Source organism: Convivina praedatoris (genome assembly GCF_933208495.1).
In the GTDB taxonomy this organism is placed as follows: Bacteria; Bacillota; Bacilli; order Lactobacillales; family Lactobacillaceae; genus Convivina; species Convivina praedatoris.
Genome location: NZ_CAKOET010000005.1, coordinates 29,115 through 54,478, shown reverse-complemented (window position 1 = coordinate 54,478; position 25,364 = coordinate 29,115). Strand labels below are relative to the sequence as shown.

25 protein-coding genes are annotated in these 25,364 nt (G+C 41.4%); 3 read left to right on the top strand and 22 right to left on the bottom strand.

The annotated features are described in order from the left end of the window. Positions 1-49: 49 nt before the first annotated feature. The 12 genes from pknB to pepV form a co-directional block, all read right to left on the bottom strand. Positions 50-1,918 carry a Stk1 family PASTA domain-containing Ser/Thr kinase gene (gene pknB, locus M4974_RS05600; RefSeq protein WP_248706496.1) on the bottom strand — a complete coding sequence of 623 codons (1,869 nt, stop codon included), beginning with the start codon at positions 1,916-1,918 and terminating at the stop codon, positions 50-52. A 31-nt stretch (positions 1,919-1,949) separates the two neighbouring features. Continuing rightward, the gene (locus M4974_RS05595) at positions 1,950-2,678 is read right to left on the bottom strand and encodes a PP2C family protein-serine/threonine phosphatase (RefSeq protein WP_248706495.1); all 729 of its coding nucleotides are present in this window, start codon (positions 2,676-2,678) and stop codon (positions 1,950-1,952) included. 6 nt (positions 2,679-2,684) lie between these two features. Further along, on the bottom strand, positions 2,685-4,031 hold the full coding sequence (gene rsmB, locus M4974_RS05590) for a 16S rRNA (cytosine(967)-C(5))-methyltransferase RsmB (protein ID WP_248706494.1): 1,347 nt from the start codon (positions 4,029-4,031) through the stop codon (positions 2,685-2,687). Between the two features lie 2 nt (positions 4,032-4,033). After that, positions 4,034-4,990: a methionyl-tRNA formyltransferase gene (fmt, locus tag M4974_RS05585; protein ID WP_248706493.1), complete on the bottom strand. Its 957-nt coding sequence runs from the start codon at positions 4,988-4,990 to the stop codon at positions 4,034-4,036. Positions 4,991-5,067: 77 nt separating this feature from the next. Continuing rightward, positions 5,068-7,482 carry a primosomal protein N' gene (gene priA, locus M4974_RS05580; RefSeq protein WP_248715830.1) on the bottom strand — a complete coding sequence of 805 codons (2,415 nt, stop codon included), beginning with the start codon at positions 7,480-7,482 and terminating at the stop codon, positions 5,068-5,070. A gap of 73 nt (positions 7,483-7,555) precedes the next feature. Beyond that, complete coding sequence (locus M4974_RS05575; RefSeq protein WP_248706491.1) at positions 7,556-8,668, bottom strand: AAA family ATPase; 1,113 nt, start codon at positions 8,666-8,668, stop codon at positions 7,556-7,558. Between the two features lie 108 nt (positions 8,669-8,776). Then, complete coding sequence (gene msrB / locus M4974_RS05570) at positions 8,777-9,208, bottom strand: peptide-methionine (R)-S-oxide reductase MsrB (protein ID WP_248706490.1); 432 nt, start codon at positions 9,206-9,208, stop codon at positions 8,777-8,779. Further along, complete coding sequence (gene msrA, locus M4974_RS05565; protein WP_248706489.1) at positions 9,205-9,729, bottom strand: peptide-methionine (S)-S-oxide reductase MsrA; 525 nt, start codon at positions 9,727-9,729, stop codon at positions 9,205-9,207. The genes msrB and msrA overlap by 4 nt, the downstream gene beginning before the upstream one ends. Before the next feature lie 70 nt (positions 9,730-9,799). After that, positions 9,800-10,384, bottom strand: a complete 585-nt coding sequence (yihA, locus tag M4974_RS05560) for a ribosome biogenesis GTP-binding protein YihA/YsxC (RefSeq protein ID WP_248706488.1) — start codon at positions 10,382-10,384, stop codon at positions 9,800-9,802. 1 nt (position 10,385) lies between these two features. Next, positions 10,386-11,636: an ATP-dependent Clp protease ATP-binding subunit ClpX gene (gene clpX, locus M4974_RS05555; RefSeq protein ID WP_248706487.1), complete on the bottom strand. Its 1,251-nt coding sequence runs from the start codon at positions 11,634-11,636 to the stop codon at positions 10,386-10,388. 104 nt (positions 11,637-11,740) lie between these two features. Then, positions 11,741-13,042: a trigger factor gene (gene tig / locus M4974_RS05550; protein ID WP_248715829.1), complete on the bottom strand. Its 1,302-nt coding sequence runs from the start codon at positions 13,040-13,042 to the stop codon at positions 11,741-11,743. A gap of 69 nt (positions 13,043-13,111) precedes the next feature. Next, positions 13,112-14,524 carry a dipeptidase PepV gene (gene pepV, locus M4974_RS05545; protein WP_248706485.1) on the bottom strand — a complete coding sequence of 471 codons (1,413 nt, stop codon included), beginning with the start codon at positions 14,522-14,524 and terminating at the stop codon, positions 13,112-13,114. A 121-nt stretch (positions 14,525-14,645) separates the two neighbouring features. On the opposite strand from pepV, the gene M4974_RS05540 reads away from it, so the two are divergent. Together M4974_RS05540 and M4974_RS05535 are read left to right on the top strand one after the other, a co-directional pair. Next, positions 14,646-15,470: an NAD(P)H-hydrate dehydratase gene (locus tag M4974_RS05540; RefSeq protein ID WP_248706484.1), complete on the top strand. Its 825-nt coding sequence runs from the start codon at positions 14,646-14,648 to the stop codon at positions 15,468-15,470. 18 nt (positions 15,471-15,488) lie between these two features. Next, entirely contained in the window at positions 15,489-16,307 is an 819-nt protein-coding gene (locus M4974_RS05535) for an exodeoxyribonuclease III (RefSeq protein WP_248706483.1), read from the top strand. Between the two features lie 32 nt (positions 16,308-16,339). Here the strand turns inward: M4974_RS05535 and M4974_RS05530 are convergent, their stop codons facing one another. The 8 genes from M4974_RS05530 to murI form a co-directional block, all read right to left on the bottom strand. Beyond that, positions 16,340-16,870, bottom strand: a complete 531-nt coding sequence (locus M4974_RS05530) for a 3'-5' exonuclease (protein WP_248715828.1) — start codon at positions 16,868-16,870, stop codon at positions 16,340-16,342. After that, the gene (locus M4974_RS05525) at positions 16,867-17,340 is read right to left on the bottom strand and encodes a GNAT family N-acetyltransferase (protein WP_248706481.1); all 474 of its coding nucleotides are present in this window, start codon (positions 17,338-17,340) and stop codon (positions 16,867-16,869) included. Before M4974_RS05525 ends, M4974_RS05530 begins: the two co-directional genes overlap by 4 nt. Beyond that, the gene (gene tsaE, locus M4974_RS05520) at positions 17,337-17,789 is read right to left on the bottom strand and encodes a tRNA (adenosine(37)-N6)-threonylcarbamoyltransferase complex ATPase subunit type 1 TsaE (protein WP_248706480.1); all 453 of its coding nucleotides are present in this window, start codon (positions 17,787-17,789) and stop codon (positions 17,337-17,339) included. Before tsaE ends, M4974_RS05525 begins: the two co-directional genes overlap by 4 nt. A gap of 78 nt (positions 17,790-17,867) precedes the next feature. Beyond that, complete coding sequence (gene queA / locus M4974_RS05515; RefSeq protein WP_248706479.1) at positions 17,868-18,929, bottom strand: tRNA preQ1(34) S-adenosylmethionine ribosyltransferase-isomerase QueA; 1,062 nt, start codon at positions 18,927-18,929, stop codon at positions 17,868-17,870. A 15-nt stretch (positions 18,930-18,944) separates the two neighbouring features. Next, entirely contained in the window at positions 18,945-20,000 is a 1,056-nt protein-coding gene (gene ruvB, locus M4974_RS05510; RefSeq protein ID WP_248706478.1) for a Holliday junction branch migration DNA helicase RuvB, read from the bottom strand. A gap of 79 nt (positions 20,001-20,079) precedes the next feature. Continuing rightward, positions 20,080-20,628: a YfcE family phosphodiesterase gene (locus tag M4974_RS05505; RefSeq protein ID WP_248706477.1), complete on the bottom strand. Its 549-nt coding sequence runs from the start codon at positions 20,626-20,628 to the stop codon at positions 20,080-20,082. Between the two features lie 3 nt (positions 20,629-20,631). Then, positions 20,632-21,237 (bottom strand): RdgB/HAM1 family non-canonical purine NTP pyrophosphatase, encoded by a 606-nt coding sequence (gene rdgB, locus M4974_RS05500; RefSeq protein WP_248706476.1) that lies wholly within the window; start codon positions 21,235-21,237, stop codon positions 20,632-20,634. Then, positions 21,225-22,085: a glutamate racemase gene (gene murI, locus M4974_RS05495; protein WP_248706475.1), complete on the bottom strand. Its 861-nt coding sequence runs from the start codon at positions 22,083-22,085 to the stop codon at positions 21,225-21,227. Before murI ends, rdgB begins: the two co-directional genes overlap by 13 nt. 92 nt (positions 22,086-22,177) lie before the next feature. On the opposite strand from murI, the gene M4974_RS05490 reads away from it, so the two are divergent. After that, positions 22,178-22,957 (top strand): YslB family protein, encoded by a 780-nt coding sequence (locus M4974_RS05490; protein ID WP_248706474.1) that lies wholly within the window; start codon positions 22,178-22,180, stop codon positions 22,955-22,957. 32 nt (positions 22,958-22,989) lie between these two features. Here the strand turns inward: M4974_RS05490 and M4974_RS05485 are convergent, their stop codons facing one another. Together M4974_RS05485 and M4974_RS05480 are read right to left on the bottom strand one after the other, a co-directional pair. Next, positions 22,990-24,336 (bottom strand): DEAD/DEAH box helicase, encoded by a 1,347-nt coding sequence (locus M4974_RS05485; RefSeq protein WP_248715827.1) that lies wholly within the window; start codon positions 24,334-24,336, stop codon positions 22,990-22,992. Beyond that, complete coding sequence (locus tag M4974_RS05480) at positions 24,329-25,324, bottom strand: DHH family phosphoesterase (protein ID WP_089938696.1); 996 nt, start codon at positions 25,322-25,324, stop codon at positions 24,329-24,331. Before M4974_RS05480 ends, M4974_RS05485 begins: the two co-directional genes overlap by 8 nt. Positions 25,325-25,364: the final 40 nt, after the last annotated feature.

The following is a 25,364-nucleotide window of genomic DNA, read 5'->3' as shown; positions in this document are numbered from 1 at the left end:
AAGCAGGCCATTACCTGTGTAATGACCTGCTGTAATTCGTACTATTTATTTAAGAGGCACTTGAACTCTTTTGACTAGATGAACTAGCCCCACTGGAACTACTTGAACTAGCTGAAGATGAACTATCAGCAGAACTGGATGAAGCAGGCCCATCAGAAATGGTTACTTCTAAAGTCTGGTCCACTGACATTTTTGAACCAGCACTTAATGATTGCGTTAAGACTTCATTTTTAGGTGCCTGATTAGTTTGTGATATATAAGAAACAGTAATATTGTTGGCCCGGCTCCAAGCCTGGACCTCATTTCGCGTCTTACCAGAAAAATCTGGCACATTGACCTTAGCCACGCCACTAGAAACAACAAAAGTAACGGTTGTATCAGTTGGATCAACCAAACTACCTGCTTCAAGGGATTGACTAATAATTTTACCAGCTGGCACGTCATTAGACGTTGTTAGTTCCTTTTTAACAGTAAAGCCTTGCGCATTTAATTGGGCAGCCGTAGCACCGTAATCAGAATCAGTAAAATCACCAAAACGGATTTTACCGGCCCCAGTTGAGATAATTAGGCGAATCTTACTGCCACGCTTTACCCGACTTCCCACACTAGGCGAAGTCTTAATCACCTCATCCTTACTAACTGTTTTAGAAGTGGTATAGGTCACATTATTATCTGCAACTAGATGGGCACTTTCCAGTTTACTAGTTGCTTGACTCTGCGATAAATTACTTAAATCTGGGACCTTAACATAGTTTGTCTGAGATTGATTAACGAAAAAGATAACCATCCCCAGTAAGCAAACTAAACCACAGGCAAGCAACCAACGGCGCTTGTCATGGAATTTAATACCATTATCTTTAAGGACCTTACGCACGTAACGAGGGGTACGATCAACTAGACCGGCAATCTTTTTAATAGCATAGCCCCGATTAGCATAGTCAATAATTTGATCAACGACAGTTTGAATATTTTCCCCTTCCGTTGTGCTACTAATTTTTTCATGCTCTTCTGGTAAGGGATAATTCTCTAATTCATCCAGCGGAATCACCCGAGTGGCATCATCAGCCAAGGGAACATAGCGAGGATCATGAGCACGTCTAGGTGACAAACAAGTCTGCAAATCATCCGCCATCTCTAGGGCACTAACATATCGATCTTCCGGATTTTTAGCGGTTGCTTTAAGAACCACATTTTCCAGGGGTTGTGGAATGGTTGGGTCAAAATTACGAACCGACGGCATTGTGCCAGTAGTATGTTGCAAAGCAACTGTCGCCGCCGTTTCCCCTTCGTATGGTACCTGCTTGGTAATCAACTGATATAAAATCACCCCTAAAGCATAAATATCAGATTGTACGGAAGCACTTTCCCCAGCAATTTGTTCTGGTGAAATATAGTGCACTGAACCTATGACGGAATTGGTTTGGGTTAGATTTTGGTTTTCTTTGGCGACTGCAATCCCAAAATCAGTAATTTTAACTTGACCATCGTCATTAATTAAAATATTTTGCGGCTTTAAATCCCGATGAATAATGCCAGAATCATGGGCAACTTCGACTGCTTCCAAAATTTGGAGCATGATATCGACAATTTTACGATAAGGAATTGGAAAATGCTGCGAAACATATTCCTTTAAATCCATCCCCTCAACGTATTCTATGACCATATAGTGGGAACCGTCGTACTCACCAGTTCCATAAATTTGGACAATATGTTCATTAACTAAATCCTTCGCTGCCTGAGCTTCCCGCTGGAAACGTTTGACTAAGTTTTGGCGATCACGTAAGTCCATTCGCATGATTTTAAAAGTAACATCACGATTGAGCTTTTGATCATGAGCCAAATAAACATTGGCCATACCACCCCCACCCAGTGGGCGGATGATACGATATCGATTATCAATTATAGTCCCTGCTTGCATTCTAATCTCTATCCTTTATGAGCTTAGCTCATCAACTCTCATCATCAAGGGCAATCAATGCGGTTATATTATCGGAAACATTGAGTTTTACTGCAGCTGCCATCAAATCTTCAACTCGCTGGGCAGCCGAGTGACTATGTTCAATAATATTAACGATATCATCATCACTAAGAACCTTTGATAAACCATCCGAAGTCAAAAATATGACATCCTCTAAAAAGAAATTACCATAATTAAACTCTAAGTCCACTTGGTCATTTACGCCCAAATAACGCGTTAAACTATTTCCTTGCGGCAAAGAATCATCATAGACTTTTCCTTGTTCCCGCGATAACTCATTTTTTAAATTATGGTCAAAACTCAGTTGATTCAATTCATGATTGTGTAAGATATAGGCCTTGGAGTCACCCGCATTAGCAATTAATAATTGATGGTCAATCACCACTGCTAAAACTAATGTTGTTGCCATCTGGGCTGCGCCAGGCTGATGGCGGCCTGTTTCAATCACCGCTTGGTTAGCCAGGTGCACCTGACTAACCAGCCATGCTTGCACTTGTTTTAAATCGTCAAAATGACTAATCTCCCATTGCGCACCTAGGTACTGAATAACTACTTGACTAGCCTGCTGACTACCGGGATTACTAGTAACCCCATCAGCTACCATCATAAGTGGGGCTTTTTTTGTATTATAAAAGACACCAACAGCGTCTTGGTTATCAGTTCGTAAAGGTCCGGCACTCGTTTGATAGGCAATTTGCATAGAACATTACTCCTTGCGTTGGAAGGTGGCAATAAAGAAACCGTCCGTCAGGTAATCATCAGGATAAATCTGCAATGTTTTTTCTTGACGGTCAGACTTCAAATTAAAATCCGTCTTAGTAGCCAGCAGTTCAAAATTAGGATGTTGAGCTAAGAACTGCTGCACAACATCGCTATTTTCCTGCTGCAAAATGGTACAAGTACTATAAACCATGATACCATCTTTTTTCACAATGTGACTAGATGCACTTAATATTTCTCCCTGTAGTTTTGCTAATTTTTCCACATCGGCTAAAGTTTTTTCATAACGAATTTCTGGCTTACGCCGTAATAATCCCAAACCCGAACAAGGAGCATCCACCAAAACACGATCAAATTGTTGACTTAGCTGATTTGGAATTTGACGGGCATCTAACATTTGAGCGCTAACCTGATTTCCCACGCCCAAACGCTGAGCATTGTCTAAAATCAGCTTAATTTTATGTTGATGAATATCCAGTGCCAAAACATGTCCTGCCTCACCTACGGCGGCAGCAATTTGTGTGGTTTTACCACCTGGTGCTGCAGCAACATCCAATACCGATTGGCCACTCGAATTTAACTGCATACTTTCTACCGGCAACATGGCGCTTTCATCTTGAAGTATTATCCAACCCTTTAAAAAGGCTTGACTAGTGGCAACATGGCCCCCTGTCACCAAATAAGCATGCGGCACAATAGCTGATTTTTTAACCTTTAAACCAGCTTCTTCTAAGGATGCAACCACCTGATCATCGGTGGACAAAGCGCTATTGACCCGAATCGACTGTTTAGGTGCTAAATTAATGCTCTTTAAAATAGCAAGAGTCTTTGACTGGCCGACTTGGCTGATTAAATTTTCCACTAACCAATGCGGTACGCTATATTCAACGACCAAGCGCTCAGTTGGATTATCAATTGCCTGTAAATTGGGTAATCCTTCCCGGTCCATTTTATGTAAAATGGCCGTTACGTATTTAGCAGTTCCTTGATGTCCCATAATTTTAGCAACTTCAATGCTTTCGTTAAATAGAGCATGCTTAGGCACCCGGTCCAAAAACTGCCATTGGAATAAGGCCGTATATAATAATTCACGAACCCAGGGGTCAATTTTAGCGGGATTAATAAAGGGGGCTAGATAGAATTCCAAAGTTAAGCGATGTTGAATCACGCCATAAACGAGAGTTGTTAGTAACGAGCGATCAGCTGCTGACAACTGATGCTTTTTGATCACTTGATTTAACTGTAAGTTGGAATAGGCGCCATCTTTGACTCGACTTAAGGTTTGCACCGCTAAAACACGTGGATTATTACTGTTAACTTTTTTTACTGACATTTTTAATCCTCAACCCAAGCTTGTCCGACTGACAAATCACGTCCTCCACCATTTAAGTAGGCAGCAATATCCATGGCTGGCTTACCGGCAGGTTGTAAGCGCAAAATTAACAATTGAGTATGGTTAGCTGCAGCAACCGTCAAAGTTTTTTTATCTTTGGCAACGATGGTTCCCGGCTCTTGATCAGTTGATTCCTTTAGTACTTTAACGGCTACTAGCTTAAAACGTTGTCCGCCAGCTTGCATGTAGGCCGGATGCGTTGGATACAAACCACGAATATGCCAGTCTAATTGCTGGGCTGTTTCATCTTTAAAATGCAATTGCTGCTGTTCATGACTAATATTGGGTGAAAAAGTCACTGCTGATGGATCTTGGGTAACTGGCTGAATTTGACCACTGGCAATCTTAGGTAAGGTCGCCATCAACAAATCACGACCAGCAAGACTAAGCTTTTCAAACATGGTACCGACATTGTCATCATCTTGGATTGGTACTCGGACAACGTCAATAACATCGCCGGCATCCATTTCCTTCACCATGTACATAATGGAAACACCAGTCTCTTGTTCACCGTTCATAATGGCATAGTGAACGGGTGCGCCCCCTCGATATTTTGGTAGGAGCGAGGCATGGGTGTTAACTGCAGCAATTTTAACTGAATTCAATAGTTTTGTAGGTAAAAATTGTCCAAAAGCTGCAGTAATAATAAAGTCTGGTTGCCAGGCAATAATTTGATTCATCGCTTCTGACTGGCCAATCTTTCCTGGTTGCAGCACCAGTAAGTCATGTTCCAGGGCTACTTGTTTCACCGGACTAGCAGTCAAAGTCTTTTTACGTCCCTGTGGTCGATCTGGCTGAGTAACAACCGCCAAAATCTCATACTGATTACTAGCAACCAAGGCTTCTAAAATTGGTACTGCAAATTGGGGGGTGCCCATAAATACTACCCGATATGTCATAATTATCCTCACTAACGAAAAGGGCTCGAAAGACTTCGAGCACCTGTAATTACTGTTATTGTACCAAACTTTTGCTTTTACATAAATGTCAGCGGATTACGGACAATGTTGACCTGAAAATTTCCCTTAATCTGTTGGGCCAGCTGAATTAGTTCTTGTAAAAGCGCATCGTTTTCATGGGGCTTTTTAAACTTTAATAAGATTTGAAAATAGTACCGTTTTTTTAATTTAGCAATTGGTTGGGGCGAAGGACCGAGAATAATCACGTCTTTTTTAAGCTGGGTTTTTAACCAACGGGTAATTTGGGCAGTATGAACGGCCACCACATTTTCATCCAAGTCACTCGTTTGAATTTGAATCGTGTAATAGTAAGGTGGATATTGTCCGACTTGACGTAATCGCATTTCGTAGCGATAAAACCCTTCGTAATCATGTTTTTGTGCAAAAGCAATCGCATAATGCTCCGGATTAAAGGTCTGAACTACCACTTCTCCAGCCGTTTGACCCCGACCTGCCCGGCCACTTACCTGAGTTAATAACTGAAAGGTCCGCTCACTAGCGTGAAAATCAGGTAAACCTAACGCCGTATCGGCATTCAAAACCCCTACTAAAGTAACATTTGGGAAATCCAATCCCTTGGCAACCATTTGTGTCCCCAGTAAAATATCAGCTTTTTGCTGACCAAAATCCTGTAAAGCTTTGGCCAAACTACCCTTTTTTCGGGTTGTATCTTGATCTAGGCGAATTACTCGAGCTTCGGGTAGTATTTGTTCTAGCTCCCTGGCTACCTTTTCAGTACCCGTACCATAATAACGAATTCGATTTGATTGACACTGAGGACATCGATGCGGAATGGTCGTTTGATAACCACAATAGTGGCATTTTAAACAATGGCTATCTAAATGCAAGGTCATAGCTAAGTTACAGTTAGGATCACGGGGGACGTAACCACAATCACGACACATGACAAAGCTAGAAAAGCCACGCCGATTCAGTAACAAAACGACCTGCTGATGGGTTTGAATTCGCTCAATTATTTTTTGCTTTAATTCAGGTGAAAAATTAGTTTCCTGGTTATCAGCTAAACTCTCACGCATGTCAACAACTTGAACGGTTGGTAGATGGGCATCCCCTGCTCTTTTTGTTAGTGTTAGTAGTTGATAAAGCCCCTTTTGGGCACGAGCGCGACTTTCTAATGACGGCGTAGCTGAGCCTAAAATGACGGGCGCGTGATGATATTCTCCCCGCCAAAGTGCTACTTGGCGCGCGTTGTAGCGTGGATTATCCTGTTGTTGATAACTCACTTCATGTTCTTCATCAACAATGATGAGGCCAATATTAGTCAAGGGGGCAAAAACTGCTGAGCGAGCTCCGACTACCACATTCACATCACCACGTTGAATCCGCCGCCATTCATCGTAACGCTCACCTTCACTCAAACCAGAGTGCAAAACTGCCACACCTGATCCAAACCGAGAACTTACCCGCCGAATCATCTGTAGAGTTAGAGCAATTTCAGGCACTAAAAATAGGACCGTACGGCCATCTTGAACTATCTGTTGGGCTGCTTGTAAATAAACTTCGGTTTTACCAGAACCAGTAATTCCCTCTAACAAAAACGGTTGATAAGTATGATTTTGATGGGCGGTTATTATTTTTTCAAAGGCCTGTTGTTGTTGTTCATTCAAAGCTAAATTAGCTTCATGAGCCTGATTCATAGTTTCTTGCGGTCGGCGTAGCTTCTCAACCGCTAAAACTTGTAACCACCCTTTACTAACACCGGCCCGTAAAGTCCCTGAGCTAAGATCCGTCATTTCAACTAATTCTTTTTGGGTAAAAGCTTGGCCTAAATTTTGTCGGGCAAAAGCTAAGAGTTGGGATTGCTGATGCGCATTGGCTCGCAAGTTTAGCTGGGCTTGAACCAGCAAATCATCGTCAGCCGTAATTTGATAAGCTCGTTGCGTTTTGATACCTAACCGGTCTTGAATCAGCATTTCCACCGTTAGCTGTCCTTGCTGATTTAGGGTTGAAATTAAACGTCGTTGCCGTGAGGTGAAGTCACTTAATTGCACAACTTGCTGATCTAATTCTTGTAAAAATTGGCTTTCGTCATTCAATATAAAGGTCGGCTGAAGCTGGATTAAATACTGATAAGTAGCACTAAGGGCATTGGGTAAAATCATTTTTAACACTGAAATCCGAAAGGCAAAAACATCTTGGGCTAGGTGTGCCGATAAGGTCAGTAATTCTGAATTAAGTACGGGCACCAAATCCATAACAGATTGGATTGCTTTAATTTGGATACGATCCGATGGTTTTTGATCAATTAAATTCACCACAAAGCCCATGACATCACGTTTACCAAAGGGAACTTTCACACGCATCCCCACTTGCACTAAATCAAACAAATTTGTTGGAATTGCATAAGTATAGGGTTGATTAGTTTGCTGCGTTGGGACATCCACAATGACCTGTGCATAGATTGGATTCATGGTTACGTCCTTTCTACCTCTGAGTTGGCATTAGTTGATAAAATAAAAACCAACAAAACGTTGGTTCTACTGTTTAAATATGCTTTAAATTAATCCCCAAACGATCTTGGATAGCATCTAAAGCTTGTAAATAACGGGCATAGTAACCATAACGATCTTCACGATTACCAGGTCGATCTAAAATCACTAATTTATCGCTAAAACCATATTGTTCAATAATTTTAAGTAATTCCTGATGAAAACGTTTTTGTAGGACATTATCGACCCCTTCTTGTTCAAAAGGTGGAATCACTAAAATTAGGTCAATCTCCTCTTCTTTGATTGTATTATCAAATAAAGCCTTAAGTTGTTCATTATCGGTTGCTGGTAAAAAGATATGGGCTTCAGCCATCGTTACCATGGCATCTGTATCAAAAAAAGTTAATCCGTTATTGGCTGGTGAATTAATTTCATTAGAATTGGCATCGTATTGTCCTTGAATAATCCGAATATAATCTTTTAGGATCAACTCATCGTTACAAACATTGGATTCTTCTTGATAATGTCGAGCATATTCATCTGAAAAAGGTGAATTACTAGTACGAGCTAAACGTCGAACCAGCGTTGATTTTCCGGTATTCGGAGCGCCCATTATGGTAATTTTATGGGCAAAATGCCGACGAAAAACTCGATTAATGTAATCCCAATTAACCATAGGATCTTTACGAATGGCAGTGGCTGATACCCGTAAAATTGTTCGATCCATTAAACTAACCTGAAAGCGACCATTATTGGGCAGTAATTCTTGCAATTTAGCTTGGTACTCTGGTTCACCAGTATACAAAGTTACCTGGGCATCTGGATTCACGATGTTACGCTGGATAGTTTCTGTTAAAAGACGGGTCCATTCCGTCCAACCGCCAGGCATAACGGGAATATGATCTTCATTTATATAATCGACCTTAATACTAGGCTCATCATTAAAAGCCTCCCGCACATAACGAAATCTTTTTTCAACCGGTAGCCCGATTTTATCGCCCCGATCTCCTGTATAACCCGAAACAATCACTACTACACCATCGTTTAAGGCTGCTGCTTTATAAATTTCGGCCTGATGTCCAATGTGCATGGGCGCCAAAGTACCAAAAAAGACACCAATTCTGCTACCAGTTAAATTATCCTTAACTAAATTACTCGTTTCAACCATAACCTCATCCAACGATTTATCTTATTTAACGATTTTCAATGTCCCTATTGTAACATTTTTACCAAATCGAAAAAGCCCAACGACCGTCGGACTTTTCAACCATGATTATTATTCAAATAAAGTCAAATACTTTCCATATCCTTCTTTTTGTAAATCAGCTTTAGGAATAAAACGTAAACTAGCCGAGTTAATGCAATAACGCAGACCACCTTGATCAGCAGGCCCATCTGGGAAAACATGTCCCAAATGAGAACCGGCTTCTTTTGAACGAACCTCAGTTCTAGTCATGCCAAAGGAATGGTCAGTTGATTCGGCTAAATCATTAATTCCCTTGGTAAAAGCAGGCCAACCACAGCCAGAATCATATTTATCCGTAGAAGAAAATAAAGGTTCTCCACTGACAACATCGACAAAAATGCCGTCATCCCACCACTGGTCATATTTACCAGTAAAGGGCCGTTCTGTTGCAGCATTTTGCGTCACATCATATTGTTCTGGCGTTAGCCGTTGCTTGAGTTCATCTTGAGAATATTTGGTCATTGCTTATCCTCCCAATATTTTTCCTGATAGCGAACCCGCGGAGCCATCATAGCTGCTTCACGCAAAGGATCTTTTTTATAGAAATCTTGGTGATACTCTTCAGCGTCATAAAATGGCTGCGCATCCTCGATTGTCGTTACGATTGGGTCATCGAAACGTTGTGACGTGGCTAAGTCTTGCTTGGATTCTTCCGCCACTTCGCGTTGCTTAGGACTATTGACAAAAATCACGGGACGATAATTATCACCACGATCTTGGAACTGGCCCATTGCATCGGTTGGGTCAGCGACTTGCCAATACAAATCTACCAACTGACGGTAAGAAATAATTTCAGGGTCAAACCAGACTTTAACCGCTTCAGTATGCCCAGTTGTATGACTGCAGACTTGTTCATAGGTCGGATTGGGTACATGTCCCCCAGTGTAACCCGAACGAACCTTGATAATTCCAGGTAGACTATCAAAGGGCTCGACCATGCACCAGAAACACCCTCCGGCAAAAATTGCTGTATCTTCTGACATTTCAACAACCTCCTAGACTCTATTGTACTCAATTATCCTAAATAAACAATGGTATAGTTTATATATTTAATTACATATGGTCTTCAATCCACTGCCAAACTTCATCCTTCCCGGTCTTAGTTTGCGAAGAAAAGAATTGAAATGTGCTATTATCGGGATTGAATTCCAAACTCTTTTTAACAATTGACTCAGCTTTGTTAAACTTACCACGAGCAATTTTATCTGATTTAGTAGCAACTACTAAAATTGGTATATTATAATAATCCAACCATTGATACATCATCACATCTTCTTGACTAGGGGCGTGCCGAGCATCTACTAAGGCAATCACGCCGCGAAGTTGCTTACGCGTTGAGATGTAAGTCTCAATCATTTGACCGAAGGCCTCACGCTTTTTCTTAGATACTTTGGCATAGCCATAACCAGGCACATCAACAAAATAAAAAGAGTCTTCAACATGATAAAAATTCAATGTCTGAGTCTTACCAGGCTGAGAAGAAGTCCTGGCCAATCCCTTACGATTAATTAAGGTATTGGTCAAAGAAGACTTCCCTACATTGGAACGACCAACCAAGGCAAATTCCGGCTGTCCATCAGTTGGATACTGACTGGGATTAACCGCACTCATAACGATTTCAACATTGTGGACTTCCATCTTATTTCTTTTCCTTTAAGACTAATTCAGGACTTTTTTGGCCCAGGACACTTTCCTTAGTGATGATTACCTTGGCAATCTCAGGGCGACTAGGAATATCATACATAACTTCCTTCATCACCGCTTCAATAATTGAACGTAGGCCACGAGCACCTGTTTTTCGTTCAATCGCCAAATCAGCCATGGCTTGTAAGGCTGCTGACTCAAATTCTAAATCAACTTCATCTAAGCCCAACAAGGCTTTATACTGCTTCACTAAGGCATTTTTGGGTTGAGTCAAAATATGAGTTAAGTCTTTAACAGTCAACTCATCAAGGACAGTCAAAATTGGCAAACGGCCAATAAATTCTGGAATTAATCCAAACTTAGACAAATCCTCAGGTTCCACTTGTTTCAAAATGTTTTTGTCATCCAATTCATCATTTTTACGATTCCCTTGGATAGAACCAAAACCAATTACTCGTTGCCCCAAACGCTCTTTAATAATGGTTTCTAGACCAGCAAAAGCTCCACCGACAATAAAGAGAATATTGGTCGTATCAACCTGAATCAGCTCTTGTTGCGGATGCTTACGACCACCCTGAGGTGGCACACTGGCAATGGTTCCCTCTAGCATCTTTAACAAGGCCTGTTGGACACCTTCACCGGAAACATCACGCGTGATAGAAACGTTTTCTGATTTTTTAGCAATCTTATCGATTTCATCAACATAAATAATTCCTTGTTGAGCCCGTTCAACATCAAAATTGGCAGCCTGTAGGAGCTTAAGCAAGATATTTTCAACATCTTCTCCTACATACCCAGCTTCAGTCAAAGTCGTAGCATCAGCAATGGCAAAGGGTACATCCAGAATACGAGCCAAACTTTGGGCTAAATAGGTCTTTCCCGAACCTGTAGGTCCTAAAAGAGCAATGTTAGACTTTTGTAGTTCAACTTCAGTAGTTTTTAGATTATTTTCGTTAACCCGCTTGTAATGATTATAAACAGCAACTGCTAAGGTCTTTTTAGCATCTTCTTGTCCAATCACATAGTCGTTTAACTCCGCCACAATTTGATGGGGAGTTGGCAAATCCAATAAGTGTTCACCTTGTTCAGCAGCAAATTCTTCTTGAATAATTTGCTCAGCTAAATCAACACATTCGTTACAAATATATAATCCATCTGGGCCAGCAACTAGTTTTTTAACTTCACTAGCTGGTTTGCCACAAAAGCTGCAGTGAACCTCAGGTGAATAATTTGGTGTTTTGGCCATATTTATTTCCTTTTTTATAAGCTAAAGTACCCTCTATTTTATCAATCTTAAAATAGTTATCAAGCAGGGTAAAAGAAAAAAGCCCGAAGGCTTTTTTCTTGATTTTACTTTTGAATAGCCTTAGCAGATGAAACAATCTTTTCAACTGCTTGACGCATAGCGATATCATGCTTCAAAAGTGTATCTGACAAAGCAGCCCGAACTTGAGCTTCATCAACATGGTACTGTTCAGATAAGCTCTTAACTTCTTCGTTAACTTCTTCATCAGATGGTGTGATGTTTTCAGCCTTAACAACGGCATCCAATACCAAACCAGTCTTAACACGGCGGTCAGCACCTTCCTTAAACTGGGCGCTCAAACCTTCCTTAGTCTGACCAGAAATCTTAAAGAACATTTCTGGTGAGATACCTTGTTGTTGCAACTGACCCAAGTACTGATTAGTTTGGTTGTCGATATCTTCTTGAAGCATTGCTTCAGGAATTTCATCGCCAATTACTTCAGCATTATCAACTACGGCGTTTACTGCAGCGTCTTCGAAGGCGTCCTTAGCAGCTGCTTGCTTTTCGTCAGCAAGGCGCTTTTGAACCTTTTCCTTCAACTCAGCCAAAGTTTCAACGTCTTCATCAACATCCTTAGCAAATTCATCATCCAAATCAGGCAATGACTTACGCTTAATTTCGTGAATAGTTACTTCAAACAATGCTTCCTTACCAGCTAAGTTCTTAGCTTGGTATTCTTCAGGGAAAGTAACCTTAACGTCAACTTCTTGGCCAGCTTCATGACCAACCAATTGTTCTTCAAAGCCAGGAATGAATTGTCCTGAGCCTAATTCCAAAGAATAATCCTTGGATTGACCACCATCAAAATGTTCCCCATCTACTGAACCATCAAAGTCGATCACAACAGTATCGCCTTCTTCAGCCTTTACACCATCTTCTTGCAAGACCAATTCAGCTTGGTTCTCACGCATTTGGCCCAATTCTTGTTCAACGGCAGCGTCGTCAACAGCTTCGTCTTGGGCAGGTACTTCAAGACCCAAGTACTCTCCCAACTTAATTTCAGGAGCAACTGTTACTTCAGCCTTTAACTGCCAATCTTCACCCTTGTTCATTGATACGGGGGCAATTCCTGGACGTCCTACCACGTTAATGCCAGCTTCCAAGACTGCTGCTTCATAAATAGCAGGCAAAACTTGATCCAAAACATCTTGGTAAAGAGCTTCTTCACCAAACTTTTGGATAAAAAGCGCCATGGGCACCTTTCCCTTACGGAAACCAGGAACCGCAATCTTGTCCTTATTCTTTTCAAAAGCAGCCTTCAAGCCCTGCTTTACCTCTTCTTGAGGTACTGTAAATTCTAATGTACCGCGATTCTTTGCATCCGTTGCCGGTGTCCACTTAGACATATTAAATCCTCCAATAATTAACTCCCTACAATTTTAGACTAAAAGCGGGATTAACTCAAGTTTTCAGCCTTAATCTAAAGCCGAAATTTTAAAAATAGCTTGTGCATAAATACTAATTGAGCGAACTAAATCACTAATCAAGGCAAATTCATTGACCTGATGCATGGTATCCGGTGAATCAGGGAATAAAGCACCAAAAGCGACCCCCCGTTTCATCAAGCGCCCATAGGTTCCACCACCAATAACTTGATCATAAGCGGGTAAGCCAGTCTGTTCATGATAAATATTTAACAACGTTTGAACCAAAGGATCACTAGGAGCTACATAGTGAGGCACTTGAGTATGTCCACCAATGGTAACAGTCGCTGCCCAAGAGCCAGTAGCTTGGGTCAACTTGGTTAGAATTTGTTCTGGTTCAATGCCCTTTGGATAACGGAAATTAAAGTTTAAAAAGGCCTCTTGCTGGGCAACAAACTTTTGGATACCAACATTCATTGACAAAGCGCCCATGACTTCATCGGCATGGTCAACACCAAACTTAACGCCACGCGTATCATTGTGGGCGGGTCCACCAAGGTAATTTAAGAACTCAGCAGCATCCCCACCAAAATCATATTGCTTCAAGAAACTGGCCAAATATGTGCCAGCGTTAACGCCAGTCTCTGGCATAGCGCCATGAACCTGTTTGCCCCAAAGCGTTACGTGAACTTCCTGTCCTGCAATATTTAATTCGCCCTTCACATTTGGATGGTAATTTAGGTAGGCTTTAAAATCATCTGTGATAATTGCCGGTTCTGCCAATTTAAGGCTGGCCCGGGCTACACCAGGTACCATATTGGTACGCATACCAGCTTCAAAGCGTTCTAAAGTGACGCTGCCGCCATTGCTGGCCGCACTTTTAATTTCAATTTGAACATTACCCTTTTCACCATTAATAATGGGATATTCCGCATCCGGTGAAAATCCTAGCAACGGCGCTGGTTCAACTTCAAAATAGCGAGTCATGCCCGTCCAGTCATTTTCTTCATCAGTACCAAAAATCAAACGCACCCGATGTTTCAAAGGCAGTCCTAAATCACGAATAATTTTAAAACCATAATAGGCCGCCATGCCGGGTCCCTTATCATCAGAAGCACCTCGGGCAATCACCTTATCTTCGGTAATTTTAGCCTGGAAGGGATCGGTCTCCCAACCTTCACCGGCTGGCATGACATCAACATGCGACAACAAAGCCACGTAGTCTTGGCTATCTTCAGGTCCAATTTCAATATAACCAACAATATTATCAATATTTTTAGTCCGGAAACCATCCCGTTCTGCGATTGCTAACATGGTGTCTAGGGCTTGTTTAGGCCCCGGTCCTAAAGGTGCCTCGCTGGTGGCCTGCTGGTCATCACGGACAGATTTAACGGCCAATAGAGTCGTTAAATCTGTCAAATAGTCATCTTGCCGTACTTGTGCTTCTTTTTGCCAATCAGTCATTTGCTACCTCCGTATGAAAACATTTGATGTTGGTTGATTCTAAGCTCTTTCTAAAATTTCTAGAATCTTACTCTTCATTATACATGTCAGTCATGTAAAATGTTTAGTGAGGAGGCTAGGTATGAGGATTTTAACCGATCAAATTTTAAAAGAAGTCATCACTAAACGATCCAGTGTCAGCTACAAAGGAAGCTTCGGCCGTGTTTTAATCATTGGCGGAAATACTAACTACGGTGGCGCCGTGATAATGAACACTATGGCGGCCGTTCATAGTGGTGCTGGTTTGGTCTCAGTTGCCACTGATCCCAGTAATTTTACGGCAATTCACTGCCACACGCCTGAAGCCATGGTAACTGACTACCAACAAGATTTGAAAGCTTTAATTGTCAACAGTGATGTAGTCTTAATCGGTTCTGGTTTGGGTGATCAACTACCCCTTCTTCAAAAGGTGCTAGCCAGTATCCAGCCCCATCAAATTTTGATTATCGACGGTTCCGCCCTGACCCTTTTAGCACAACATCCCCAAGTGCTACCAGTCTGTCACTTGGTATTGACCCCACATCAGATGGAATGGCAACGCCTAAGCCATATTGCCATTGCCAATCAAAATCAAACTGATTTAAATTGGCAGGCGTTACAAGATTATACGAACCAACCTTTATTAGTTCTCAAAAGTAATCACACCCAAATTTATACTAAAAATGAAGTGTACCAAATTCCAGTTGGGGGTCCCTATCAAGCCACAGGTGGGATGGGCGATACTCTAGCCGGAATGATTGCTGGTTTTTCGGCACAATTTCATCCAGTAGCTTCAGCCGTGATGGCTGCTACTTATGCTCATTCTGCCATTGCCCAGGAGCTTGCCCAAGATTATTATGTCACCCTACCCACGCAAATTAGTGGCCAAATTAGTCCATTTATGCGCCGATATAGTCAATTAAATTAAGTAGAAAGTAGGTCTCTTTTGAAATTTATTTCATGGAACATCGATTCAATTAATGCCGCAATTACGCACAGCAGCCCCCGTGGAGAAATGACTTGGGCAGTCTTAAATGAAATTGCCCAACGCCAACCAGAAGTACTGGCTATTCAAGAAACCAAGCTTAAGGCGACTGGTTTAACACCTAAACAAGAAAAAGCCCTCCAGGAAATTTTTCCTGATTATCAAATCTATACTTCATCCAGTACCGCCCGTTCGGGCTATTCTGGTACTATGTTTTTAACTAAAAACAAACCGGAAAATGTTAGTTATCCAATATTGGGAGCTCCGGGTGAAATGGATCAGGAAGGCCGGGTAATTACCCTAGAATACCCCAATTTTTACTTAGTAACAGTTTACACACCCAATTCCGGTAGTAATTTAGATCGCTTACCCGATCGCCAAGCCTGGGATGATGCTTTTCGGATGTATGTTAGTGAGCTAGACCAAAGCAAACCAGTTATTTTCAGTGGCGATTTAAATGTTGCCCATAAAGAAATTGATCTAAAACATCCTAACAGCAACCACCATTCGGCTGGTTTTACCGATGAAGAACGGCAAAAATTTACTGAGTTATTAGCCGCTGGCTTTACTGATACCATGCGTCAAGAACATCCTGACCAAACCGGCCTTTATACTTGGTGGGCGCAGCGCTCTAAAACCAGTAAAATCAATAATTCTGGCTGGCGGATTGACTACTATCTCGTCAGCAATCGGATTAATAATTTAGTTGAAAAAACAGGCGTTATTGATACTGGAGCTCGACAGGATCACGCCCCCATTGAATTAGAAATTAATCTATAAAAAAGTAATCAACCAACTGGTTGATTACTTTTTTATTTATTACGGACCAAAGCTTTTAGCGGAGCAGGTCCAAATTGTTGGTGTTCATAAATTAAAATTTGAGCCGCCGCAATCGCATCGGCCAAAGCATTATGGTGATGATCCAAACGAATGGTTAAACTTTTTGCAACGGTATTTAATTTATAATTTTCTAAATTTAATAATCGCCGACTGGTTTGGACGGTATCAAGTAACTGATAATGTGGTTCAGCGATACCATAATAAGCTAAGGTCGCCTTTAAAACACTACTATCAAAATTAGCATTATGAGCAACCACCAAATGATCTTCAGTAAATAAAGGCGCAATTTTATCCCAAACCGCTGGAAATTCGGGCGCATCGGCTACATCGTCTTTGGTAATCCCGTGAATTTGAGTATTACGGGCACTAATATAAGTTGCCGGTTTGATCAGACTATAAAATTGATCAATAATTTGATCATTACGCACCACTACTAAGGCTAAAGATAATGCTGAATGACGCTCATGATTAGCAGTTTCAAAGTCAATTGCCACAAAGTTCATTTTAAGGGTAACTCCATTCGTAAAATGACAACCTGTCGTTGGTTGGGCAGGGTTAATTGTTGCGAAGCACCGGTAAATTCAAAGCCCATTTTTTGGTAAATATGAATAGCCGGTACATTGTGTTCTTGTACATCTAACCATAAATAGGCTAAATCAACTTGTTGCACCCAGTCAATTAAAGCTCGGACCACCATTTGGCCAATCCCCTGCCCCTGTTCTTTCTTTAAAATGGCCAAACCGATTTCACCTTGTTCAATCGAAGCCAGGCCAATTGGCTGTTCTGTTTTTAAAATTAACCATGTTTTAGCCGGACTATCGTCAGTTGACTCGACTATCCCGTCTTGGCCGTCACGCACACTGCCAATCGTAAAGGTATCACTTTCTTGCTGTAATTGATTGATTAATTGACTAGCAAATGGTGCCAATTGAGCATTTAAGGTTGCTAAACTATAGTCATCCTGATTGATCATGCCAACTGCTCCACTAATTTCGTGCCAGTTCCCTGACCAGTAATTTGAATCAAACGTTGATTGTCTCCCGCCTGTCGAATAAAATCCAAACTCAAATAATCGTTGGGTAACAAATCAGCCATATACTGAGGCCATTCAATTAAAGTCAAACCATCAGTCTCGATATAATCTTCAAATCCCTGATCTAAAGCGCCACTTTCTTCTAAACGATAAGCATCAAAATGATAAATTGGAAAATCCTGTCCCTGATAGATGTTTAAAATATTAAAAGTTGGACTTTTTACCCGGGCTTTTACCCCCAATTCCTGAGCTAGAGCCTTCGTAAAGGTCGTTTTACCAGCACCCAAATCGCCGTTTAAGGTAATAACCAGTCCTGGATAAGTTATTTGAGCGACTTTTTGGGCTAAATTTTGGGTATCAATAACCCCATTACTTTGATATTCTTTCATGCTGTCATTATAACACGGGCTTAAATCGACTTAAGAATTTAAGCCAATAAAAAAAGAACCTCTAATGAGGTTCTTTTTTTATTTATGAACGTACATTGCATCGCCAAAACTAAAGAAACGATAACCGGCCTGAACTGCATGTTCATAGGCACCTAAAATATTTTCCCGGCCAGTAAAGGCTGCCACTAACATAATTAAGGTTGATTTAGGCAAGTGGAAATTAGTAATAAAGGCATCCACGACCTGCCACTGATAACCAGGTTTAATGAAGATGTCTGTCCAACCAGAGTCAGCCTGTAATTGCCCATTGAATTTAGTGCCAATCGTTTCTAAGGTCCGAATCGTCGTGGTTCCGGTAGCGACAATTTTACCGCCTTGGGCTCGAACGGCATTCAAAGTATCGGCCGCTTCTTGAGTCAGTTGATAAAACTCAGAGTGCATCTTGTGATCTTCGATATTTTCTTCTTCGACTGGCCGAAAAGTTCCCAAGCCAACATGTAGGGTTAATTCTACCGTTTGCACGCCTTTGGCTCGAACCTTTTCTAATAGCTCTGGGGTCCAGTGTAGGCCAGCAGTTGGCGCTGCAGCTGACCCTTCGACTTTGGAATAAACGGTTTGATAACGTTCTTGGTCACTTAATTTTTCTTTAATGTACGGTGGCAAAGGCATTTCGCCTAATTGTTCCAACAACTCCATGAAAATACCTTCATAGGAAAACTCAACATAGCGACCACCATGTTCCAGTTCGCCAACTACGGTTGCCGTCATCAAAGGATGATCCGGATTATTACCAAAAACAATAGTTGAACCAATTGGGGATTTCTTAGCCGGCTTAACCAACGTTTCCCAAACATCGCCGCGGTCCTGTCGTAGTAACAAAACTTCGGCATGACCACCGGTTTCTGGCCGGACACCATGCAACCGAGCCGGCAAAACCCGGGAATTATTCATTACTAAGGCATCCCCTGGATTTAAATAGTCTAAAACATCATAAAAATGACGATCTTGGTATTCTCCAGTTTTAGCATTAAGAACCAACAAACGAGATTGATCCCGCTGTTTTAACGGTGTTTGGGCAATGAGTTTTTCGGGTAAATGATAATCAAAATCCGATAATTGATAAACTTTATTTTCAGTCATACAAATTCCTTTAATTTATTTGGGTTCAGGTTGCTGCATTCCTAGATGTTGATAAGCCGCGGGAGTCACTTGACGACCTCGCGGGGTTCGTTGCAAAAAACCAATCTGAAGCAAATATGGTTCCACCATTGATTCAAGTGTTTCGGCTTCTTCACCGATATTTGCCGCAATGGTATTTAAACCAACCGGACCCCCTTCATAGTAATCAATCATCGTTTGTAACAATTTATGATCAATTTCATCTAATCCCCGTTCATCAACCCGTAGTTTAGTTAAAGCCATTTCTACGATAGATGCATCAATAGCTGGCTTACCAGCAATTTGCGCAAAATCACGTACTCGCTTTAACAAACGATTAGCAATTCGCGGTGTTCCCCGGGAACGAGAAGCAATTGCATAGGCTCCCTCTGGAGTAATCGGGGTTTCAAAAATGTCGGCCGTTCGTTTAACAATTTCTTGTAATTCTTCTGGCTGATAATAGCGCAAAGAATTAATAATACCAAATCGGTCGCGCATAGGCTTAGATAGCATACCAGGTCTAGTCGTCGCACCCACTAAGGTAAAAGGTGGTAAGGGAAAATGAACGGCTCGTGCGGTTGGCCCCTGTCCAACCATGATGTCGACAAAGAAGTCTTCCATGGCTGAATACAGCATTTCTTCAATGCTCGTGGGTAAGCGATGAATTTCATCGATAAAAACAACATCCCCAGGTTCAATCCCATTTAATAGCGCCACAAGATCGCCTGATTTTTCAATGGCCGGTCCGGAGGTCGTTTTTAAATGAACGCCCATTTCATTGGCGATAATCATGGCCAGAGTCGTTTTCCCTAACCCGGGAGGGCCAAAGAGTAACACATGATCTAAGGCTTCCTGGCGCTGTTTAGCGGCCGCAATATAGACCGATAGTTCATCTTTAAGGGCTTCTTGACCAATATATTCACTTAGCCGGCGCGGACGCAAAGAAAATTCATCTTCTTGTTCGCTAGCATTTACCGCTACCTCACGCAAAAGCTCATCGGTTTCATTTTGAGGAGCATCCCAATAATTAAATTCTGGTTGATTTTCTTCCATAACAACTCCATTATACACAAGTAACCAAACCCAATTAAATAATAAAACCCGCTTACTGATAAGCAGGTTTAGCTCAAAATTACTTTAGTTGATCACGATTAACCACTGCTTTTAAAACAGGCAGTTCTTGGTGCTGACGGTTATAAAAATCAACGATTAACTGCTGGGGTTCAATTGACAAGATGGCATAACTACCACCTAAACTGGCATACTCTCCCATTGGTAAGGTCGTTGATCCTGGATTAATAAATAGCTTATGATCATAAACTTGAGTCCCAGATTGATGAGTATGACCAAACAAAACGACCTGAGCCTGGGCTTCGTTAGCAGCTTGATTCATATCCGTTAGATTAGCCCAATGGATAAAGTCCCGAGCATTATACAAATGCCCGTGGGTTTGGAAAAAAGTTACCCCGTCAACAGTAGTAGAACGTGCTTCTACAAAATTAGCATCACTATCCCGATTGCCAATTACCGTTGATACTCCATCAAAGACTGAATCATCGGCGGCTAATTCGGAATCCCCATTGTAGAAAATTGCATCCACCTGATTGTGCCAGTGATTTAAGATATCAACTAAAATCGCCCGATCTCCATGTACATCTGAAACAATTAAAATTTTACCCATTTTTTACTCCTTCAGCCATGCTGGTAAAGCTTGAACTAATTCCGCCAAGGCCCGTCCTCGATGGCTAATTGCATTTTTTTGGCTAGCTGAAATTTCAGCCATGGTTGCATTGGCATCAGCCAGCCAAAAAATTGGATCATAGCCAAACCCATTTTGTCCGTGTGGATGTTGGGTAATAAAACCATCTACCCGCCCTTGAGTCACTAATTCAGGCCGATCAGGGCCAACTAAAACCATTACGGTCGTGAAATAGGCAGCTCTTTGAGAGCCTTGCACATTTTGTAGTTTGGTTAAAACTTTTTTATTATTGGCCACATCATCATGGTCTCCAGCATAGCGGGCCGAATATACCCCTGGCTCACCGTTTAAGGCTGGAATAACCAATCCGGAATCGTCGGCCAAAACATAATCAGTTGGATACAGGCTGGCAATCGTTAAAGCCTTTTTACGAGCATTGGCCAAAAAACTATCCCCATCTTCGACTACTTCAGGTTGTTGCGGTAAATCTTTTAGGCCCAATACTGGTAAATCAATTGCTTGTGCTTGTAAGACTGCTTTAATTTCACTAAGTTTATGGGCATTATTACTGGCTATAATTAATCGGGACATACAACTTCCTCCAAATATTCCTGAGTAGCATTTTGTTTAATTGCCAAATGGGACACCACTAATGGCCTAGTGGGCTGTAACCATTTACTAGCAATTTGGGCAAAGGTGGCACAATTTCCGGTAGTAAAATAGCGATTAGGTTTTGGAGGCAAGTCCCGGCTAGCCAACATTTCATGTTGGATAAGATATTTTTTAATATCATGGGCCGTTTCAAAACTTGGTTCAATTAAGGTAACCTGATCGCCCACTGCTTTTTGAATCATTTTGCCTAGTAACGGAAAATGCGTACATCCCAACACCAAGGTATCAACACCTTGATTAACAAACATAGCTAGGTGTTGATTGATTAGCGGTTGATAGGCAGAATTATTAGCTTGATCACTTTCCACTAAGGTAACAAATTCTGGTTCTGCTTGCGCAATTACGGTTAAATTAGGATTTAATTGCTTGATTTCAGCCTGATACTTACCAGAATTCACCGTTCCCTGAGTAGCGATTAACCCAATTTTTTGATTTTGACTCTGCTGTACAGCCGCTCGAGCACCGCCATCAATCACCCCAATAACAGGAATATTTAATTCTTTAGCTAAAATTGGTAAGGCACAGGCTGACGCAGTATTACAGGCAATAACTAAGAGCTTGATATCATAATTATTGATTAGAAAATTCGCAATTTCTTGGCTAAAAGACACTACATCACTAGCAAGTTTACTACCATAAGGCATCCGGGCAGTATCACCTACATATACAAAATGTTCCTGAGGTAAAGCCTGTTGGGCCGCCAACAAAACGGTCAAACCACCTACGCCAGAATCCATCATTCCAATTGGTCGACTATCATTTATCATATATTTTATTATGAACAGTTGGTCTTATATTGCAAGCATTTCCCTTAATCGAAGGGAGTTTTGTTATAATAAATTTCTAGAGAGGATCAACTATGAATATCAATACTTATGACGAGATGAACGCCCATCCCCAATCTGTCAATTTCTTTGCAACTCTTCTACTGCGGGATGCGCTGCTAAGCAATTTACTACAAACTGATTATCATGGCATTGCCTACTGGGCAGGTAAAGAATTAGCCCGTCAATTTCCTTTAGATACAATTGAAGAACTTAAACAATTTTTTCAAACAGCTGGCTTAGGTGATTTAGACATTTCACGCCAAAGTAGTACCGAACAAATTTGGTTTCTCAAAGGTTCCTTAGTACACCAACGTTTAGACCTTAATCGTCAAGCTGACTTTAATTTAGAAACGGGCTTTTTAGCGCAACAATTAGAAAATCAAGTTGGAGCCATTGCCGAAGGCAGTTACGTCATTAAAAATCATTCGCATCGGGTCGTCATTAATATTTTAACGGACTTAGATCATCCCCTAAACACCGACAACCCTTCCGAGGAAGTCGCACGACGAGACACTTTTTTGAAGAAGGCTAACGATCAGTCCCAGCAACAAGCTGTATCAGACCTTCCCAGTGAGTCAACTAGTTCTGCTAGGCCCGTTCAACAGTCACAGCAGGTTGATCAGCATTTCCTAAATAATTCAACTAGTTCCAATCGTATCACGCCAACTCTTCAATCCCAGGCCGCTAGTTCCAGCCACACAACAAGTACTAGTGTGCCCCATTCAGAGATGGCAACTCAATCAATCACGAATTCTTTATTGGCCTTTCAATTTGATAATGAAGCCGATTTTCAATCAAATAGTAATCACTAAAAAAGTTCAAAATCGTTTGATTTTGAACTTTTTTATTTTTTATGAGCAGCACGACGTTCTTGACGTTGCTCAATACGACGCTCCATCTGCCGCTCACGCTTCAAGGTGTTTTTAATCCTACGCTTATAACCCGGTTTAACAATCTTCTTTTTCTTTTTAACCATCCCAATCATCTCAGGCTTCAACTTATTAGTCGTTGCCACTCGTTGATGACGGGCTCGTCGGTCTTTAATGGGTGAAATTTCACCTTGACGAATTTCCATCGCCTGGAAGTTAATCCCTAAGTTCTCCAATTCAACTACTGCGGCATCTTCATCGGGACTATACAGGGTAATCGCAATCCCACTCATCCCGTTTCGACCGGTTCGCCCAACTCGGTGAACAAAGAACTCTAATTCATTAGGAATCCCATCGTTAATGACGTGGGAAACCCCTTCAATATCAATTCCTCGAGCTGCTAAATCAGTGGCTACCACATACTGATAGTCTAAATGTTGAATATCTTTCATGACTCGACGACGCTCACGCGGATTAATATCGCCGTGAATTTCAGCGACCTTCAAGCCTCGTTCCCGTAAGTGTCGGCTTAATTCCTTAGCTCGCTCCTTAGTGTTAGCAAAAATAAGAGCTAGATAAGGATTCAAAATCCCCAAAAGTTGATCTAATACAGCCTCTTTAGACTTTGATTTAGTGGCCAAAAGCCAATTATCAATCGTGTCAGCAATCACTGTAGTCGTTGGAATTTCCTCAAAATGCGGGTTATCCAGATATTTTTTTAGAAATGGCTTTAACTTTTCAGGCATAGTAGCACTGAAAACTAAGGTCTGTAACTGTTCCGGCATGGCTCCAGCGATATAGTCAATATCACTTAAGAACCCCATATCCAGCGTCATATCAGCTTCATCAACCACTAAAGTATTCACTGAAGTCAATCGTAGCGCCTTTAAAGCAACTAAGTCACGGATTCTTCCTGGTGTACCAATCACAATTTGGGCTTGATGCTTGCTTAACTGCCGCAACTGCCGTTGCTTATCAGTTCCACCAACATATTCAGCAATGGAAACTTTTTCATACCCCATAGCATCACTCATTTGACGAGCAGCTCGAGTAATTTGAGCGGCCAATTCCCGCGAAGGTGTGGTAATCACTACCTGGGTAGCTTCTAAATCTGCCCCTAATGCATTAAAAATAGGAATCAAAAAGGTATGGGTCTTACCCGAACCAGTTTGAGATTGGCCGACCACATCCTTTCCCTGTAAAATATCAGGAATTAATTTAGCTTGAACCGGAGTTGGCTTGGTAAAACCAATCTTAGTCAACGCTGAGATTACATCATTTTTTAAATTAAATTCACCAAAATAGTTTGTTTGGTCAGTCATCCAGTTTATCCTTTACCTGCTGAGTCTGTTCGTCAACCAAAATTGCTTGGTCAACACTTTTAATGATTTTATCAATCTCTTCTTGATCCTGAGCCCAGGCACCGGAGGCCATCGGATGACCACCACCATCAAAATTTTGGGCAATCTTATTAATAGGCACACTCCGTGAACGCATCCGAACGCGGTAATTACCCTCATCTTGCTCTTCAAAAATAGCCCAAGCTTTGACTCGATCAATTTTGGCCGGTAGTGGCACGATAAAGGATGTTCCTGCATCCCCCAGATCAAACTGATGAATAAGCGTCCGAGTTAAGACTACGTAGGCAAAACCAGATGGCAAAATATTTAAGTGCTGTAACACGTATCCTGAGAGTTTAGCAGCACTCTCGGAAACAGTAGTCATGTGCAGATAAATTGACTGGTAATCAAATTGATAGGCAAAGATTTCTGAAACAACTCGGAAAACTTCTTGATCCAGGCTATACAAAAAACGCCCAGTATCACCAATAATGCCAATGTACAAGTATCGGGCTGCTTCAGCCGTCATCTGCAAACCTTGATCTTTCAAGGCCTCATACCACTCATAAATCATGATACTAGTAGCGGCTTTTTCATCAGCAACCCACTGCCAATCCCCAAAGGGTTCATCATTAGGATGATGATCAATTTTAATGATTTCAAGACCCTGGCGCCAGCGCTGATCATCAACACGAGGATCGTTAGCAGTATCACACACAATCACCAAGGCCTTATTATAAGTAGCATCAGGAATATCGTCCATAAACTGCTCAGATGAACTAATCCAAGATAATCCTGGAATTTCTTTACCGACTGCATAAATATTTTTTTCTGGAAAACTAGCTTGCAACAAAGCCTTCAAACCTAGTTGTGATCCGTAAGCATCGGGATCAGGCCGTTGGTGGCGATGAATGATGATTGTATCATATCGCTTAATTTGATTTAAAATTTCTTCCTGAATGGTTGCCATGCTAAACCCCTTCATTCTCTAATAACACTTCCATTATACA